14 protein-coding genes are annotated in these 16,521 nt (G+C 65.1%); all 14 read right to left on the bottom strand.

The window, feature by feature from the left end; translation table 11 throughout:
• Window positions 1–194: 194 nt before the first annotated feature.
• The 14 genes from nrdR to ftsW all read right to left on the bottom strand — a co-directional run bounded on the left by nrdR (window position 195) and on the right by ftsW (window position 16,521).
• A complete protein-coding gene (gene nrdR / locus ACSBQT_RS12655; protein WP_025777954.1) occupies window positions 195–692 on the bottom strand; it encodes a transcriptional regulator NrdR in 498 nt (165 codons plus the stop codon).
• Window positions 693–694: 2 nt separating this feature from the next.
• The gene (gene hisD, locus ACSBQT_RS12650) at window positions 695–2,005 is read right to left on the bottom strand and encodes a histidinol dehydrogenase (protein WP_410711533.1); all 1,311 of its coding nucleotides are present in this window, start codon (window positions 2,003–2,005) and stop codon (window positions 695–697) included.
• Window positions 2,006–2,077: 72 nt separating this feature from the next.
• Window positions 2,078–5,587 carry a DNA polymerase III subunit alpha gene (gene dnaE, locus ACSBQT_RS12645; RefSeq protein ID WP_410711610.1) on the bottom strand — a complete coding sequence of 1,170 codons (3,510 nt, stop codon included), beginning with the start codon at window positions 5,585–5,587 and terminating at the stop codon, window positions 2,078–2,080.
• A gap of 239 nt (window positions 5,588–5,826) precedes the next feature.
• Window positions 5,827–6,750, bottom strand: coding sequence for an RluA family pseudouridine synthase (locus ACSBQT_RS12640; RefSeq protein WP_410711534.1), 924 nt, complete (start codon window positions 6,748–6,750; stop codon window positions 5,827–5,829).
• Window positions 6,743–7,279 (bottom strand): signal peptidase II, encoded by a 537-nt coding sequence (locus ACSBQT_RS12635; protein ID WP_410711535.1) that lies wholly within the window; start codon window positions 7,277–7,279, stop codon window positions 6,743–6,745. Before ACSBQT_RS12635 ends, ACSBQT_RS12640 begins: the two co-directional genes overlap by 8 nt.
• A gap of 124 nt (window positions 7,280–7,403) precedes the next feature.
• Window positions 7,404–8,207 (bottom strand): DivIVA domain-containing protein, encoded by an 804-nt coding sequence (locus ACSBQT_RS12630; RefSeq protein ID WP_410711536.1) that lies wholly within the window; start codon window positions 8,205–8,207, stop codon window positions 7,404–7,406.
• A gap of 304 nt (window positions 8,208–8,511) precedes the next feature.
• A complete protein-coding gene (locus ACSBQT_RS12625; RefSeq protein WP_264798881.1) occupies window positions 8,512–8,811 on the bottom strand; it encodes a YggT family protein in 300 nt (99 codons plus the stop codon).
• 93 nt (window positions 8,812–8,904) lie between these two features.
• On the bottom strand, window positions 8,905–9,423 hold the full coding sequence (locus ACSBQT_RS12620) for a cell division protein SepF (RefSeq protein WP_410711537.1): 519 nt from the start codon (window positions 9,421–9,423) through the stop codon (window positions 8,905–8,907).
• Between the two features lie 78 nt (window positions 9,424–9,501).
• Window positions 9,502–10,260, bottom strand: coding sequence for a peptidoglycan editing factor PgeF (pgeF, locus tag ACSBQT_RS12615; protein WP_410711538.1), 759 nt, complete (start codon window positions 10,258–10,260; stop codon window positions 9,502–9,504).
• Between the two features lies 1 nt (window position 10,261).
• The gene (ftsZ, locus tag ACSBQT_RS12610) at window positions 10,262–11,437 is read right to left on the bottom strand and encodes a cell division protein FtsZ (protein ID WP_410711539.1); all 1,176 of its coding nucleotides are present in this window, start codon (window positions 11,435–11,437) and stop codon (window positions 10,262–10,264) included.
• A 270-nt stretch (window positions 11,438–11,707) separates the two neighbouring features.
• A complete protein-coding gene (locus tag ACSBQT_RS12605) occupies window positions 11,708–12,463 on the bottom strand; it encodes a cell division protein FtsQ/DivIB (protein ID WP_410711540.1) in 756 nt (251 codons plus the stop codon).
• Window positions 12,464–12,468: 5 nt separating this feature from the next.
• Window positions 12,469–13,884, bottom strand: coding sequence for a UDP-N-acetylmuramate--L-alanine ligase (murC, locus tag ACSBQT_RS12600; protein ID WP_435001872.1), 1,416 nt, complete (start codon window positions 13,882–13,884; stop codon window positions 12,469–12,471).
• Between the two features lie 2 nt (window positions 13,885–13,886).
• A complete protein-coding gene (gene murG, locus ACSBQT_RS12595) occupies window positions 13,887–14,987 on the bottom strand; it encodes an undecaprenyldiphospho-muramoylpentapeptide beta-N-acetylglucosaminyltransferase (protein WP_410711542.1) in 1,101 nt (366 codons plus the stop codon).
• Between the two features lies 1 nt (window position 14,988).
• The gene (gene ftsW, locus ACSBQT_RS12590) at window positions 14,989–16,521 is read right to left on the bottom strand and encodes a putative lipid II flippase FtsW (protein WP_410711543.1); all 1,533 of its coding nucleotides are present in this window, start codon (window positions 16,519–16,521) and stop codon (window positions 14,989–14,991) included.

Below are 16,521 nucleotides of genomic sequence, written 5' to 3'. Positions count from 1 at the left end.
GTCAGGTAGTAATTGAGGGGTGAATGTGAAAGGCCGCTTGGGTTCGGCTTCCCCTCCGAACCGCAAGCGGCCGCGCGCCGTAGCGCGCACGTTCAATACTACACAACTATTTCTGTACCGCGGTACTCGAAACGAAGATTTCTGACAGAAATCCCAGCAGTCTCAGGATCCGGTCGGCCGGACCCCCGAGCAGCTCAGTCGGCGAAGTCGTCGGGGGTGGGTTCCCGAGTCTGACCGGACTGCAGCAGCGCGTCTGCGCGCAGCGAATCGATCGCCGCCTCGAAGTCCTCGAGCGAGTCGAACCCCTGGTAGACGCTGGCGAATCGCAGGTAGGCGACCTGGTCGAGTTCGCGCAGCGGTTCGAGGATCGACAGTCCCACCTCGTCGGCGTCGATCTCGGCGATTCCGCGCGACCGGATGTTCTCCTCCACCCGCTGAGCGAGCTTCGCGAGATCATCGTCACTGACCGGACGTCCCTGGCAGGCCTTGCGCACACCCGACATGATCTTCTGACGGGAGAACTCCTCGGTGACACCGGAGCGTTTGATCACCGACAGGCTCGTGGCCTCCATCGTGGTGAAGCGGCGACCGCAATGACGGCACTGCCGGCGCCGGCGGATAGCAGCGCCGTCTTCGCTGGTCCTCGAATCGACGACCCGCGAATCGGACTCACGGCAGAACGGACAGCGCATCTCTACTCCTCGAACCTGATGTCGACAGCCCGGCCATGGGCCGGCAGCTGTTCGCCGGCGGCGAGAACACCGATGTGCTCCGCCACCGCGGACAGTGCCTGTCGGTCATAGTCGATGACCTGGCTGACCTTGATGAATGAGTGCACACCCAGTCCCGAGCCGTGAGCTGCTGTGCCCATCGTGGGCAGCACGTGGTTCGACCCGGCACAGTAGTCACCGAGTGACACCGGAGCCCAATCGCCGAGGAAGACCGCTCCCCCGTTCGTGATCCGCGCCCCGACGGCTGCAGCATCGGCCGTGTGGACCTCGACGTGCTCACCGGCATAGCCGTTGACGACGGTGATCCCGGCGTCGAGGTCGTCGACGAGGACGATCGCCGACTGCCGTCCGGCCAGAGCCGCCCCGATCCGCTCGGTGTGCATCGCCGACGGCACCTGCACGTCCAACTCCTTCTGCACCGCTTCGGCGAGATCGACGGAGTCGGTGACCAGCACCGAGGCGGCCAGTTCGTCGTGTTCGGCCTGACTGATGAGGTCGGCGGCGACGAAGCGCGGATCCGCCTGTTCGTCGGCGAGGATGATGATCTCTGTGGGGCCGGCGACCGCGTCGATGCCGACCCGGGTGCGGACGAGCGACTTCGCCGCAGCCACATAGGCGTTTCCGGGACCGGTGATGAGGTCGACGGGCTCGAGTTCCTCACCGTCATCGAAGCCATAGGCCAGAGCGCCGATCGCCTGTGCCCCGCCCATCGCCCAGACCTCGTCGATGCCGAGGATGTGTGCGGTGGCGAGCACGATCGGGTGCGGCAGACCATTGCTCTGCGGCGGGCTGGCGATCGCCAGCGAGCGTGCACCGGCCGTCTGTGCAGGCACGACGTTCATGATCACCGTCGACGGGTAGACGGCCAGTCCGCCGGGCACATAGAGTCCGACGCGTTCGACCGGCAGATGCCGGGTGGTGACGAAGGCGCCTGAGGCCAGTTCGGTGCGGACATCGACGGGACGCTGATCGGCGGCGACCTTCCGGGCGCGGGCAATCGATTCTTCGAGCGCGGCCCTGACCGCGGGATCGAGTTCTGCCGCGGCCTCGGCCAGCGCGGATCCCGGTACCCGCAGCGTTTCGGGGCGCACTCCGTCGAAGCGTTCGGTGAAGTCCTTCACCGCGGCCGCTCCCCCACCGGCGATGGTGTCGAGGAGTTCAGCCACCCGTCGTTCGATATCGGCATGGGTCTCGGCGGCCCGAGGCAGCTTCTGCGCCAGGAATCGCTTGTTGAGGGTCTCACCACGGAAGTCCAGAATGTTCACCCGCACCATTCTAGTCTCCACAGCAGCACCGCTGTCCTCCGGCCCGAAGTGCGGACGGGAGGCGGGCTCGGCGTTCGCGCATCAGACGCTCAGGCAGCGGGATCCCAGCAGCGCCTTGAGGTCTCCGTAGAGGCTCGGGTTCGGGTCGACCCGGATCGACCGGTCGAGACGCATGACCGTCTGCCGTCCCGGCTGGGACAGAGTGATGTGGACATCGGTCTGGCCCTTGTTGGACTCGAGGATCTGCTTGAGTTTCGTCGCCATCTCCTCGGTCGCCTTCTCCATCGGCATGATGAGGTTGAGCGGCCGATCGTTGGGGTCGGTGACATCGGGAATCGTCATCGACATCGCCATCAGCGAGGTCGGACGGTCATCGGAGGTGCGGATGCGACCGGTCAGGGAGATCACGAGGTCGGTCGCCAGGAGGCTCGCCACCGGTTCGTAGGTGTCGCCGAAGAACATCACTTCGATCTCGGCTTCGAGGTCCTCCAAGGTCACGATCGCATAGGGGCGCCCGGAGTTCTTCGACACCTTGCGGGTGACCTGTGTGATCATTCCACAGACCTTGATCTGGGATCCGTCATGACGGTGCGACTCCGGATCGACCACCTCGGCGATGGAGGCATCGGATTCGGCGGCCAGCACGCCTTCGAGTCCGTTGAGCGGGTGATCGGAGACGTAGAGGCCGATCATGTCGCGCTCGAAGGACAGCTTCTCCTTCTTCTCCCACTCCGGACGATCGGGAATGGTCACGGAGAATCCCGGTGAGTCATCTCCCCCGCCGAGTCCGGCGAAGAGGTCGAACTGACCGTTGGCTTCCTGCCTCTTGACGCCGATGACCGAGTCGACGGCCTCCTCGTGGACTTCGACGAGTGAGCGGCGGCTGTGGCCGAGCGAGTCGAAGCCGCCGGCCTTGATGAGCGATTCGATCGTGCGCTTGTTGCACACATGGCTGGGCACCTTGTCGAGGAAGTCCGTGAACGAGGTGTAGGAGCCCTTCTCTCCGCGGGCCTCGACGATGCCCTCGACGACGTGGGCGCCGACGTTGCGCACCGCTCCCATGCCGAAGCGGATGTCCGTACCGACAGGGGTGAAGTGGAGGGCGGATTCGTTGACGTCCGGAGGCAGCACGGTGATTCCGAGGCGACGGCACTCGTTGAGGTAGATCGCGAGCTTGTCCTTGTTGTCACCGACCGAGGTGAGCAGGGCCGCCATGTATTCGGCCGTGTAATGCGCCTTGAGATAGGCGGTCCAGTAGGACACGACGCCGTAGGCGGCCGAGTGCGCCTTGTTGAACGCGTAGTCCGAGAACGGCAGCAGGATGTCCCACAGGGCTTGAGCGGCGGCTTCGGAGAACCCGCGTTCCTTCATTCCGCCGAAGAAGCCGACCTGCTGCTTGTCGAGCTCGGACTTCTTCTTCTTGCCCATCGCACGGCGGAGGATATCGGCCTGGCCCAGCGAGTAGCCGGCGACCTTCTGCGCGATCGCCATCACCTGCTCCTGGTAGATGATGAGGCCGTAGGTGGTGTCGAGGATATCCTTGAGCGGCTCCTCGAGCTCCGGGTGGATCGGGGTGACCTCCTGCAGACCGTTCTTGCGCAGGGCATAGTTCGTATGCGAATCCGCACCCATCGGACCGGGGCGGTAGAGCGCCAGGGTCGCGGAGATATCCTCGAAGTTATCCGGCTTCATCATCCGCAGCAGGGCACGCAGACCGCCGCCGTCGAGCTGGAACACGCCGAGGGTGTCACCGCGGGTCAGCAGCTCGTACGCCGCCGGATCATCGAGGGCGAGGTGCTCGAGGTCGAGATCGAAGTCCCGGTTGGCTTTGATGTTCTCCACCGCGTCGGAGATGATCGTGAGGTTCCGCAATCCCAGGAAGTCCATCTTGATGAGCCCGAGGCCCTCAGATGTCGGATAGTCGAACTGGGTGATGACCTGGCCGTCCTGGAACCGACGCATGATCGGGATGACGTCGATGATCGGATCCGAGGACATGATGACACCTGCGGCGTGGACGCCCCACTGACGCTTCAGCCCTTCCAGGCCCTTCGCAGTCTCGAAGGTCTCTCGAGCCTCCGGATCGGTGTCGACGAGTTCGCGGAACTCCCCGGCTTCCTTGTACCGCTTGGACTCCGGGTCCTCGATGTCCTTGAGCGGAATGTCCTTGGCCATCTCCGCCGGCGGCAGCGCCTTCGTCAGCCGCTCACCCATCGAGAAGGGTTTGCCGAGCACCCGCGCGGAGTCCTTCAGCGCCATCTTCGTCTTGATCGTGCCGTAGGTGACGATCATCGCCACACGCTCATCGCCGTACTTCTCGGTCACATAGTCGATGACCTCGCTGCGGCGACGATCATCGAAGTCGACGTCGAAGTCGGGCATGGACACACGGTCCGGGTTGAGGAAGCGCTCGAAGAACAGTCCGTGCTGCAGCGGATCGAGGTCGGTGATGCGCATAGCGTAGGCGACCATGGAGCCGGCTCCCGAACCACGGCCGGGTCCGACGCGGATGCCGTTGTCCTTCGACCAGTTGATGAAGTCGGCGACGACGAGGAAGTAGCCGGGGAAGCCCATCGAGATGATGATGTCGAGTTCGTAGTCGGCCTGCCGGCGGACGTCGTCGGGAACGCCGTTCGGGTACCGGTAGTCGAGCCCCTTCGCGACTTCCTTGATCAGCCACGAGGTCTCGTCCTCACCGGGAGGGCACGGGAACTTCGGCATGTAGTTCGCCGAGGTGTCGAAGGAGACTTCGCACTTCTCGGCGATTTCGAGGGTGTTGTCGCAGGCTTCGGGGAATTCCTTGAACAGGGTCCGCATCTCTGCGGGGGTCTTGAGGTAGTAGCCGGAGCCGGAGAAGGCGAATCGCGAACCGCCCTGATCGTACGTGGGTTCGATGAGCTTGGAGCCGGACTGGATGGCCAGCAGCGCTTCGTGCGCCTTCGCATCTGATTCGTGCGTGTAGTGGAGGTCGTTGGTAGCGACCAGCGGAATGTCGAGTTCCTTCGACAGCCGGATGAGATCCTTCGTCACCCGCTTCTCGATGGACAGACCGTGGTCCATGAGTTCGACGTAGTAGTTGTCCTTGCCGAAGATCTCACGGTATTTCCCGGCGGCCGCCTTGGCCTCTTCGTACTGTCCCAGGCGCAGCCGCACCTGCACCTCTCCCGACGGGCAGCCGGTGGTGGCGAGGAGTCCGTCGGAGTAGTTCTCGAGCAGATCCTGGTCAAGTCGGGGCCATTTCGCCGTCACCGAGTCCAGGGAGGCATACGACGATGCCTTGAACAGGTTGCGCATGCCCGTGTTGTTCCGTGACAGCAGGGTCATGTGCGTGTAGAGACCACCGCCGGACAGGTCGTCGCTCTTCTGCGATTCGTCGGTGCGCCACTTCACGCGGGTCTTGTCCCGGCGATCCGTGCCGGGCGTGACATAGGCTTCGACGCCGATGATGGGTTTGATTCCGGCGGCTGTCGCCTGCGACCAGAAGTCGAAGGCGCCGAACAGGTATCCGTGGTCGGTCGTGGCGATCGCGGACATTCCCGATGCCTTCGTCGCCGCCATCAGATCGGCGAGGCGGGCCGCACCGTCCAACATGGAGTATTCGGTATGGACGTGGAGGTGGACGAAGTCCTCGTTCGGCACTGGGCGCCGCCTTCCTGAAGTTGCCGGTGTTGCCGTTCCAGCTTAGTCCATCGGCACCCGCAGGGAGGGTTCCCGCGCCTGTTGTTCCGGGCACTTGCCGACGAGCCTCCGGTTCGCGCAGGTCCCGTCGACGCGTCGCTCAGCCGTCAGTCTCCGACACCATCGGACAGCGGCAGCGCGTAGGCGCGGCGTCAGTTCGGCCGGATGCGGTCGAGCGCGGTCTGCAGGTCCTCGGGGTACCCGCTTTCGAATTCGACCCACTTCTGCGTGTCGGGGTGGTGGAAGCCGAGTTTGACGGCATGCAGCCATTGGCGTTCCAGACCGAGTTCCTTCGCCAGCACCGGATCGGCACCGTAGGGCAGGTCACCGACGCAGGGGTGTTTGGTCGCGGAGAAGTGGACGCGGATCTGGTGGGTGCGTCCGGTCTCCAAGTGGACCTCGACGAGCGCGGCACGTCGGTGGGCTTCGATCACCTCGTAGTGGGTGATCGCGTTCTTGCCCTCGGTGCGCACCGCGTAGAGTCCGTCGTGCTTGGGGTGTCGGGCGATCGGGGCGTCGATGGTGCCGAGCACTGGATCGGGCAGACCCTGTACGACCGCATGGTAGGTCTTCTCCACCGTGCGTTCCTTGAAGGCGCGTTTGAGCACGCTGTAGGCGTATTCGCTCTTCGCCACGACCATGAGCCCCGAAGTTCCGACGTCGAGTCGCTGCACGATGCCCTGACGTTCGGGAGCGCCGGAAGTCGCGATGCGGAATCCCGCAGCGGCGAGTCCGCCGACGACGGTGCGTCCGGTCCAGCCGAGAGCCGGGTGTGCTGCCACACCCACGGGCTTGTCGACGACGACGAATGCGTCTTCGTCGTGGACGATGCGCATTCCCGGCACGGGGTCGGGAACGACCTCCAGAGGCTTCTTCGGTTCGGGCATCATGATGTCGAGCCGTTCGCCGGCGATGACGCGATCGGACTTGATGACCGGACGCCCGGACATCTCCACTCCCCCGTCGGCACAGATGTCGGCGGCGGCGGTTCGGGAGAGGCCGAGCAGCTTCGACATCGCAGCGTCCACGCGCTGACCGTCGAGTCCCTCAGGGACGAGGATGGAGCGTTCAGTCATGAGAGTCCTCTTTCACGCGGGTGGAGTCCGATCCGTCGATGTCGATGCCTCTGAGGCTGACGATGACCAAGGTCACTGCGGCGGCGGAGATCGCGATGTCCGCGACGTTGCAGATGAACAGCGACAGATCGATGAAGTCGACGACTGCTCCGTGCAGGAACGAGGGTTCACGGAAGAGCCTGTCGACGAGGTTGCCGAAGAGTCCGCCCAAGAGCAGACCGAGACCGATCGCCCAGGCTCTCGATCCGAGCTTGCGCGAGATCACGAGGATCGCCACGAAGACGCCGATGGCGATGATCGGGAAGATCCACGTCACGCTCGACCCGAGGCCGAGAGCGGCTCCGGGATTGCGGTAGAAGGTGAATCCGGCCAGCGATCCGATCACAGGCACCGGAGGTTGGTCTTCAAGGAGACTGACGGCGAGGAATTTGGTGAACTGATCGATCACGAGCACGACTGCCGCGATTGTGAACAGCAGGGCCATCATGGCGGCGCGAGGTCGTTTCACCCGTGAGGCAGGATCGTTCATTTGGTTCATTCTAGACCACCGCCGAGGCTGCGGGATTCAGCCGCACGACGATGCAGTGTGCGAACACGACGGAGGCCCGGGTACTCCGCAGAGTTCCCGGACCTCGGTCGGTGATGCGATGAGATCAGAGCTTGTGGTTCGAGGAACCGCCCAGTGGGCCGTTTCCGTCGAGGGTCTCCGGAGCCAGGCTCGTGGAGTTCTCGAGGTCACGCAGCTGATCGTTGAGGTAGCTCTTGAGTCGAGTGCGGTACTGGCGCTCGAAGTTCGAGAGCTGGTCGATCGAGCGCTCGAGGGTCGACTTCTGCGATTCGAGAGTCGACAGCGTTTCGTCGCGCTTGGCTTCGGCCTTGCCGACGATGTCGGCGGCTTCCTTCTCGGCGCCCTTGATGAGCTCGTCGCGCTTGCGCTCACCTTCGGCAACATGCTCGTCGTGGACACGCTGGGCCAGAGCGATGAGACCATGAGCGTCTCCGTCGCCGCCGACCGCGGCAGCACCGAGACCGGCACCCGCGGCTCCACCGGCAGAACCTGCGGCCATCGCTGGTGCAGCGGAGTTGTCCTGGGGTGCGGGAGCAGCTTCCTTGACGACCGGGGCCGGGGTCTCTTCGACCGGTGCCGGGGCGGCAGGTGCCTCGGCCGGAGCCGGAGCCTCTTCCTTCTCTTCGGGAGCAGGAACAGCGGCGGGCATCGCCTGAGTGGCGTCGATGTCCTGTGCCGGTGCGGCGGAGGCGCCGCCGGCTTCGAGTTCCTTCACACGCTGTTCGGCGGTGGAGAGCTTCTGACGCAGTTCGTCGTTCTCCTGGTAGAGACGGCGAATCTCAACGACGACCTCATCAAGGAAATCGTCGACTTCGTCCTGGTCGTACCCGTCGCGGAACTTCACATGCTGGAACCGCTTGTTTACTACGTCTTCAGGCGTGAGCGCCATGAGGTCACCTTCGGTCGATCTACATTCATTACGCTGCCGCCCAGAAGGACGGCTTCAACGTCACATTAGCGTAACACCTGCAGTTTTGTCCCGCAGTAATGGCGTGTCTCGCATTCAATGACGAAGTTTTCCGCATTCGAGGCTAACAACTCGAGCACACAGACAGCCAATTCTGGTGAGCATATTCACCATTTATCCGGTATTCGATCAATCGAATACCCTTAATCGACCGGCACATTCTTCACGCCGTTCCCCATATCCATTCACAGTGGTTCTTCCGCGGAGAACACTGTGTTGGCGGGCATCAGGCGGTGGTGTGCGAAAGGTTGAAGAACACCGACGCAATGATCTGGATGCCGATGAGCAGGACGATGAATCCCAGGTCGAGCGACACCTGTCCCAGACGCAGCGGCGGAATGATCTTGCGCAGCAGCTTCAGCGGCGGATCGGTGAGTGTGTACACGATCTCGGCGAGAACGAGGAGGAAACCGGTGGGCCTCCAATCGCGGGAGAACACCTGGACCAGATCGAGCACGACTCGCGCCAGGAGCACATAGACGTAGAGGCTCAGAGCAGTACCGAGGATGTAGAAGATGATGGCCACGTGGGTCCCCCGCGCCTTTCGTTGTTGCTTGAGTTCTGAGGCTTCAGCCTATCGGCTCCAGCTGAGGACGAGTTGAGAGATTCTCCAGCGCACTCAGCTCTGGTTGAAGAAGCTGGCCTGAGTATCCGAATCGGCTTCGCCCTCGCCGGCGACTTCGATGTTCTCGGGGGTGAGCAGGAAGACCTTGTTCGTCACGCGCTCGATCGACCCGTGGAGGCCGAAGATGAGACCCGCGGAGAAGTCGACGAGGCGCTTGGAGTTGTTCTCGTCCATCTCCGAGAGGTTCATGATCACTGGGGTGCCCTCACGGAAGGCGGCACCGATGACCATGGCGTCGTTGTAGCTGCGGGGGTGGATGGTCCTGATGCGGTTCATTGAGGTTCCTGGCGCCGGGGTGTCTACGGGACGGATCGGTGACGGGTGGATCGGTGTCACCGGAGCCGGAGTCCGTTCCTCGGCTGCGGCCGGTTCGTCGTACTGGTCGTCCTCGTCGAAGGTCTCGACGACCTCGCGGTCCCGGCGGGCGGGTTCACGACGGTCGGTGTGCTGGGTGGTCTCGTCCTCTTCTTCGACGAAACCCAGGTATTCCAGCGTCTTCTTGATTGCTGACATGTCTAAAGCTCCTCGGACTTCGGCACTTGCTCACCTGTCGCCCAAACTATCGCACGCGAGCATCTGGGCCTGTGAGTCCTATGGGTGTGTCGCGGTGTTTTCTTCCTGCAGCCAGATGATCCCTGCGAAACGGCCCGTGCGCTTCTGCCTGCGGTAGGAGAAGAGGTCCTCGGATTCCTTCGTGCAGGTGCGCGAGAAATGATCGATGGTCACATCCGCCCGGCGCAGCTGTTCGGCCACGGCCCCGGCGACATCGAGTGCCGGTGTTCCGGTCACCGACACCGAGGCGGCTGTCGGCTCGATCGCCGCGACCTCGCTCCTCAGCTCGGCTGGGACTTCGTAGCAGCGCGGACACACCGAGGGACCGATGACCGCGTGGATGTCCCGTGCACCGGCGTCGTGCATCGCGGCCACCGTTCTGCCGACGATTCCTGCGGCCATTCCCGGGCGACCCGCGTGGACGGCGGCGATGACTCCGGCGTCGGCATCGGCGAGCATGACCGGGGTGCAGTCAGCGACCATGATCGCCAGCCCGAGTCCCGGGACGGCCGTCAGCTGGGCATCGGCCTCCACCGGAGTCTGCCGCAGCTGAGCTTCGTCGCCGATGATGTGGACATCGGTGCCGTGGACTTGGGAGACGAACGAGAGCCGCTCGCCGCTCAGGCCGATGACCTGAGCGAGAGCGGCTCGGTTGGCTGCGACGAGTTCGGCATCGTCTCCGACGTGGCGGGCGAGGTTGAACGAGGAGAAGTCCCCGCTCGAGTATCCGCCGTGCCGGTCGGTGAAGGCGACGTGGGCGGTGCGCCCGCCCGGGATGACGAACCTCGAGCGCAGCATATTACTTGAGGAAGTCCGGGATATCGAGGTCGGAGTCGAAATTCGAGCTGCTGCGTTCGCCCGGCAGCGAAGCGGGAATCTGGTGTTCCTCGCTGCGGCGCGGGGCAGGCGCAGGCTCGTCGGCTTCGGGGGACTCGGCGATGACGGGCGACTCGGACTCGGTCTCGGCCGGAGCGGCGGCCGGGATCGGTGCAGGGACCTGGTCGGATCCGGCGACCTCCGCATTCGGAGAGGTGTTGTCGAATCCGGCGGCGATGACGGTCACTCGGCATTCGTCGCCGATGTTGTCGTCGATGACGGCGCCGAAGATGATGTTCGCCTCGGGGTGCGCGGCTTCCTGGACCAGGCGTGCGGCCTCGTTGACCTCGAAGAGTCCGAGGTCGCCGCCGCCGGTGATGCAGAAGAGCACGCCGTGGGCGCCGTCGATGCTGGCTTCCAGCAGCGGGGACGCGATCGCGGATTCGGCGGCCTGCACGGCACGGTCGTCGCCGGTTGCCGCACCGATGCCCATGAGCGCGGTCCCGGCATCCTGCATAACCGATTTGACGTCGGCGAAGTCGAGGTTGATCAGACCCGGGACCGAGATGAGGTCGGTGATGCCCTGGACACCGGAGCGCAGGACCTCATCGGCGGAGCGGAATGCTTCGACGACGGAGACGCTGCGATCGGAGATCGAGAGCAGACGGTCGTTGGGAATGACGATGAGGGTGTCGACCTCTTCGCGCAGCGCCGCGATTCCGGCTTCTGCCTGCGCGGAACGACGGCGTCCCTCGAAGGTGAAGGGGCGGGTCACGACGCCGATCGTCAGTGCGCCGAGCGACCGGGCCACGCGGGCCACGACCGGGGCGGCGCCGGTTCCCGTGCCGCCGCCTTCGCCGGCGGTGACGAAGACCATGTCCGCGCCCTCGAGGGCGTCGCGGATGGCGTCTTCGGAGGATTCGGCGGCTTTCTTGCCGATCTCCGGGTCTGCGCCGGCGCCGAGGCCTCGGGTCTGGTCACGGCCGATCTCGAGCTTGACATCGGCGTCGGAGAGGACGAGTGCCTGGGCGTCGGTGTTGATCGCGATGAACTCCACGCCGCGCAGGCCGACGTCGATCATCCTCTGTACAGCGTTGACGCCGCCGCCGCCGGTTCCGGCAACTTTGATGTCCGCTCCGGATTGTGGGAATTCAGCCAAGTCGGTTCCTCGTCTCAAGCGCTTGCGCTCCGCAGGGTCTGCGTGCGCATTCGGTCTGTGTTCTCTGCCCTGAGGCTATTGGGCGGGGCAATCTCACTGCAACCATTCTCGCCGGAGTGTCGGGGTTCGGCCAAACTTCACACCCGGTGTGTCGGGGCCAAACGGAGGCAATCGCAGCGGCTGGCCCATCCTGGGCAGCTCTTTGAGGCCCGGTCCGGCCGCGGCGGGGTGTTCGAGACCGGTTCGGGCCGACGACTGGTCGGGCGGGACTCAGTCGGTCACGGGCACCGAGGGCACGGAGACATCGATCTCGGTGCGGCCCTCGGCGGCCAGCTGGGCGGCGGTGCGCACCTTGAGGCTGGAGTCGGAGGAATCGCCGAAGACGACCGTGGCCTTCTGCTTTCCGGTGTCGAGCCGTCCCTTGAGGCTCATGGCGTCCTTGGCCTCGATCGTCACCAGCTGACGCCTCAGCTCCGGTCGCAGTTCGCCCATGAATCGGATGACCGCGGAGACGGTCTCTCTGTCCGGTTGGTGTCCGCCGCCGCTGAGCACCGTGAGCTTCTTCGGTGCTGTGTCGACCGTGCCGAGGTCGACGGCTTCGGAGTCGTAGAGGCGATAGCCGGATTCGCCTCTGATGGCGATAACGGGGGTGCGGTCGGTGATCTCGATCTTCAGCGACCGGGGTCCCGCGTAGTGGACGGAGGCCGCTTCGGCTTTCGGGAATTCCTTCAGCACGGCGTCCTCGACGCTGCCGGGGCGCACCTGCGGCAGCGGTCGGCTGCCCTGGTCGTCGAGCACGAAATTGCTGACCTTATCGGTGTCGACCAGTCGACTGCCGCTCACCTGCACCTTCTGCAGGGACAGCAGGGGCGAGAACCAGGCGACGGCGACAAGGGCGATGAGGGCAGCCACGATGCCGATGGCGAAGAGGCGTCGACGCCAGGTCCTGAGGCGGCGGGCCCGGATGACTCCGGTGAGATCCGCGGTGGAGTTGTCACCGGCCTGGGCCGGGGGAAGCGGCACCATGGGTGTCAGCCCTCCAGTGCGCTCAGCAGCTCGGGCCCGAGGATGGTCACGTCACCGGCTCCGACGGTGAGTACGAGGTCGCCGGGCTTCACTCGAGCGGCGACGAAGGGGACCGCCTCGGCGAAGGACTCCAGGAATGTCACGTTCTCGTGCGGGACCCGGTCGGCGATGAGCGCGCCGGTGACTCCGGGCACGGGATCTTCGCGCGCGGGGAAGACGTCGAGGACGACGACCTCATCGGCCAGACCGAGGGCCTGTCCGAATTCCTCCCGGAATTCCATCGTCCGCGAGTACAGGTGGGGCTGGAAGACGGCCCAGACCCGTCCTTCGTCGGTGACGACTCCGCGGGCGGCGCTGAGCACCGCGCGCACCTCGGTCGGGTGATGGGCGTAGTCGTCGATGACGCGCACGCCGGCGGCGATTCCGCGTTCCTCGAAGCGACGGCGGGTGCCTCCGTAGCCGGCGAGACCCGTGGCCGCGCGTTCGACATCGGCACCGAGGCTGTGCGCCACGGCGATCGCGGCGGTGGCGTTGAGGGCATTGTGCATTCCCGGCTGCCGCAGTTCGACTCGCAGCTCGTCGTCCCGGCCGGGCAGGTCGAGGACGAAGGTCGAGCCGATTCCGGAGTCGAGGTCGCGCAGCACGATATCGGCATCCTCGGACGTGCCGTAGAGGACGACATCGGCTCCCTGGCGGCGGGAGTGCAGGGCGACGTCGTGGGATCCGGGATCGTCGGCGCAGGCGATGATCGTTCCGCCCCGGGTCTGGATGCCGTCGCAGAATTCGATGAAGGCTTCGCGCACCTTCTCCGGGGTTCCGTAGTGATCGAGGTGGTCGGCTTCGACGTTCGTGAGGATGCCGATGGCCGGTTCGTAGAGGAGGAACGATCCGTCGGATTCGTCGGCTTCGGCGACGAAGACGTCACCGGTGCCCAGGTGGGCGTTCGTGCCCGTCGTCGACAGCACTCCCCCGATGACGAAGGACGGGTCGACACCGCAGGCCTGCAGCGCCACGGTCGTCATCGACGTGGTCGTGGTCTTCCCGTGAGTGCCCGCCACGGCCACGGCCCGCCGGTCGACCATGAGGGACGCGAGGGCTCCGGAGCGGTGGAGGATGCGCAGTCCCCGGCGCTGGGCTTCGACGAGTTCGGGGTTGTCCTTGCGGATGGCCGAGGAGATGACGAGGGTATCGGCCTCGCCGAGGTTGTCGGTCGAATGTCCGATCGTGACCGTGGCTCCCAGGGTCCGGAGGACGTCGACGACGTTGGATTCCTTCGCATCCGAACCTGAGACGGTGACTCCGTTCATGACCATGATCCGGGCGATTCCGGACATTCCCGAACCGCCGATGCCGATGAAGTGGACGGCTCCGAGTTCGCCGACGGGAACGATGTTCGCGGGGCTCGTGTTCGCAGAGGTCATGATCAGCCTTCCAGCGCGCGGTTGACGATGGCGGCCATGCGGGCCGCGGCATCGGTGGGGTAGTTGAGATGCAGAGCCGCCTGGCTCATCTGCGTCAGACGGGTCTCGTCGGCCAGCAGCGGCAGAATGGTGTCGACGACCGTCGACGGTGAGAATTCGGCATTGTCGACCATGAGCGAGGCACCGGCCGAGACGCTTCCGGAGGCGTTGAGGCGCTGTTCGCCGTTGCCGATGGCCAGGGGCACGTATACCGCCGGGACTCCGGCGACCGTGGCTTCGGAGACCGTGGCGGCGCCGGAGCGGGCCACGAGCAGATCGGCGACCGCATAGGCTCGGTGCATTCCGTCGACGTAGTCCACGACGTGGTAGTCGGGCAGTTCGGCCGCGGCCTCCCGCAGGGCCTCGCCCTTCCCGGCTCCCGTGATGTGGAGGACTTGGATGCCGGCCTCCTGACACGCGGTCGCGGTGGCCAGGAACGCTTCGTTGATCTTCTGCGCACCGGAGGAACCTCCGGTGACGACGAGGACCGGACGGTCGTCGCGCAGCCCGAGATCGGCACGGAAGCCGGCACGCTGATCGTCGTCGCTGCGGTCGAGATCCGTGATCTCCGTGGGCATGGGCATGCCGACGAGGGTGGAGCCCGGCAGCTCCGTGTCCGGGAAGGTGATCCCGACGCGCCCGGTGGTGGTCAGTCGGGCGCCGAGACGGTTGGCCATTCCCGGCTTCGCATTGGCTTCGTGGACGATCAGCGGGATCTTCGCCTGTTTGGCGGCGAGGAAAGCCGGCGGGCAGACGTAGCCGCCGACGCCGACGACGGCATCGATGCTGCGGGAGGCGATGATCTGCTTGACGGCGGAGATGTTGCCGCGGAAGCGTCCCGGGAATTTCAGCAGGGCGGGACTGATCGACCGCGGCATGGGCACCTTGTCGATGGTGAGCAGTTCGAACCCGGCGCGTGGAACGATTTCGGCTTCGAGTCCGTCGGGGGTGCCCAACGCCACGACGTCCCAGTCGGGGTGCTGCCGGCGCAGCTCACGGCCGATCGCCAGCATCGGCGAGATATGGCCGGTGGTGCCTCCACCGGCGAGGAGGATACTCGTCATCTCATTTCCTTTTCTTGCGGGCAAGCACGGCGAGTGAGGATCGCAGGCGATCCCTGTTGGCGGCGATGGCCGCCTCGGCGCCCGGTTCGGTGCGAGCGAACGACAGCACCACTCCCACGGCGAGGAGAGAGGCGATGATCGAGGAGCCGCCGTAGGACACGAACGGCAGCGGCAGACCGATGACCGGCAGCAGTCCGGTGACGACGCCGATGTTGATTCCGGCCTGCCCGATGATGAGGGCGAAGAAGCCGGCAGTGGCGACCTGGACCATGAGACTGTTCGAACGCATCACCACGCGGACCATGGCGAAGCCGAGGACGGCGAAGATGAGAATGACGACGAGGGTGCCGACGAGGCCCAGCTCCTCTCCGATGATGGCGAAGATGAAGTCGTTGTGGGCTTCGGGCAGCCAGGACCATTTCTCACGGCTGGCGCCGAGCCCGACCCCCAGCCATCCGCCGGAGGCCAGCGAGAACAGTCCGTGGTTGGACTGCCAGGCTTGGCCCATGGTGTCCGCGGCGCTCTGATCCGCGTGACCGGTGAGCATCGCCTGGATGCGGTCGAGCCGGTTCTGGGAGCTGAGCACGAAGAAGGTGACCGCAGCGGCCAGCACGCCGGCCAGGAGGATGAAGTACTTCGCCGGGAATCCGCCGACGAACAGGCAGACGACGGCCATGGCCATGATGACTAAGCCGGTGCCGAGGTCGTTGCCGGCCACGACGAGTCCGGCGGCGCCGAGGACGCCGGGCACGACGGGGATCATGGCGTGGCCGAAGGTGGTCATCTTCCCGGCCTTCTGGGCGAGGATGAAGCCGAGCCACACGGCGAGGGCGACCTTGAGGAACTCCGAGGGCTGGATCTGGAATCCGCCGAACCCGATCCAGTTCGCATTGCCCTTCGTCTCTTTGCCGAGCCCGGGGACGAAGACCGCCGCCTGCATGAGGAGTCCGCCGATGAGGGCGAACCAGGCGATCCGCTTCCAGAACTGCAGCGGCATCCGGCTGGCGATGTACATGAGGACGAGACCGACCCCGGCGAACATCGCCTGCTTGTTGAAGTAGGCGAATGAGGAGCCCGCTCCCCCGTCGTAGGAGGTGATCGATGAGGCCGAGAGCACCATGACCAGGCCGAGTCCCGTGAGCAGGACGACGGAGGCGAGGATGAGGAAGTAGGTCGTCAGCGGGTGCGCGGAGAGGCTGGAGATGTCACCGCGCAGATGGGTCCATGCCTTCTTGAGCACCGAGGCGGTCTTGTTCTTCCCCGCGGCTTTTGCGGGCTTCTTCGCCGGGTTCTGCGTTCCCTTGGCTTTCGCGGGCTTCTTCGCCGACGTCCTGACGCCCGCGGTCTTCGACGCGGAGTCACGTGCGGCGGACTTCGGGACGCTGGTCTTCTCGGCGGTCTTCACTGTCGAGGACTTCGTCGCGGTCGACGCTCCGGACGTCTTCGACGTCGTCGGAGCGGATGCGGATACAGTCGTCTTCGCAAGCTTGCGACGGCGACGTTCATCCGCCTTCGCGGTGGTCTGCCGTCCCAT

The organism is Brevibacterium sp. H602, assembly GCF_051172395.1.
Classification (GTDB): Bacteria; Actinomycetota; Actinomycetes; order Actinomycetales; family Brevibacteriaceae; genus Brevibacterium.
The sequence above is the reverse complement of the archived record's forward strand: the minus strand, read 5'-3'. Positions and strand labels throughout refer to the sequence as shown.

Excerpts from the sequence above, each read along its gene's own strand:
- murC (WP_435001872.1), bottom strand. The coding sequence starts at position 13,884 with ATGACCTCTGCGAACACGAGCCCCGCGAACATCGTTCCCGTCGGCGAA.
- murG (WP_410711542.1), bottom strand. The coding sequence starts at position 14,987 with ATGACGAGTATCCTCCTCGCCGGTGGAGGCACCACCGGCCATATCTCG.
- nrdR (WP_025777954.1), bottom strand. The coding sequence starts at position 692 with ATGCGCTGTCCGTTCTGCCGTGAGTCCGATTCGCGGGTCGTCGATTCG.
- ACSBQT_RS12635 (WP_410711535.1), bottom strand. The coding sequence starts at position 7,279 with ATGAACGATCCTGCCTCACGGGTGAAACGACCTCGCGCCGCCATGATG.
- hisD (WP_410711533.1), bottom strand. The coding sequence starts at position 2,005 with ATGGTGCGGGTGAACATTCTGGACTTCCGTGGTGAGACCCTCAACAAG.
- ACSBQT_RS12620 (WP_410711537.1), bottom strand. The coding sequence starts at position 9,423 with ATGTCAGCAATCAAGAAGACGCTGGAATACCTGGGTTTCGTCGAAGAA.
- ACSBQT_RS12640 (WP_410711534.1), bottom strand. The coding sequence starts at position 6,750 with ATGACTGAACGCTCCATCCTCGTCCCTGAGGGACTCGACGGTCAGCGC.
- pgeF (WP_410711538.1), bottom strand. The coding sequence starts at position 10,260 with ATGCTGCGCTCGAGGTTCGTCATCCCGGGCGGGCGCACCGCCCACGTC.
- ACSBQT_RS12630 (WP_410711536.1), bottom strand. The coding sequence starts at position 8,207 with ATGGCGCTCACGCCTGAAGACGTAGTAAACAAGCGGTTCCAGCATGTG.
- ACSBQT_RS12605 (WP_410711540.1), bottom strand. The coding sequence starts at position 12,463 with ATGGTGCCGCTTCCCCCGGCCCAGGCCGGTGACAACTCCACCGCGGAT.
- ftsW (WP_410711543.1), bottom strand. The coding sequence starts at position 16,521 with ATGGGACGGCAGACCACCGCGAAGGCGGATGAACGTCGCCGTCGCAAG.
- dnaE (WP_410711610.1), bottom strand. The coding sequence starts at position 5,587 with ATGTTGGACGGTGCGGCCCGCCTCGCCGATCTGATGGCGGCGACGAAG.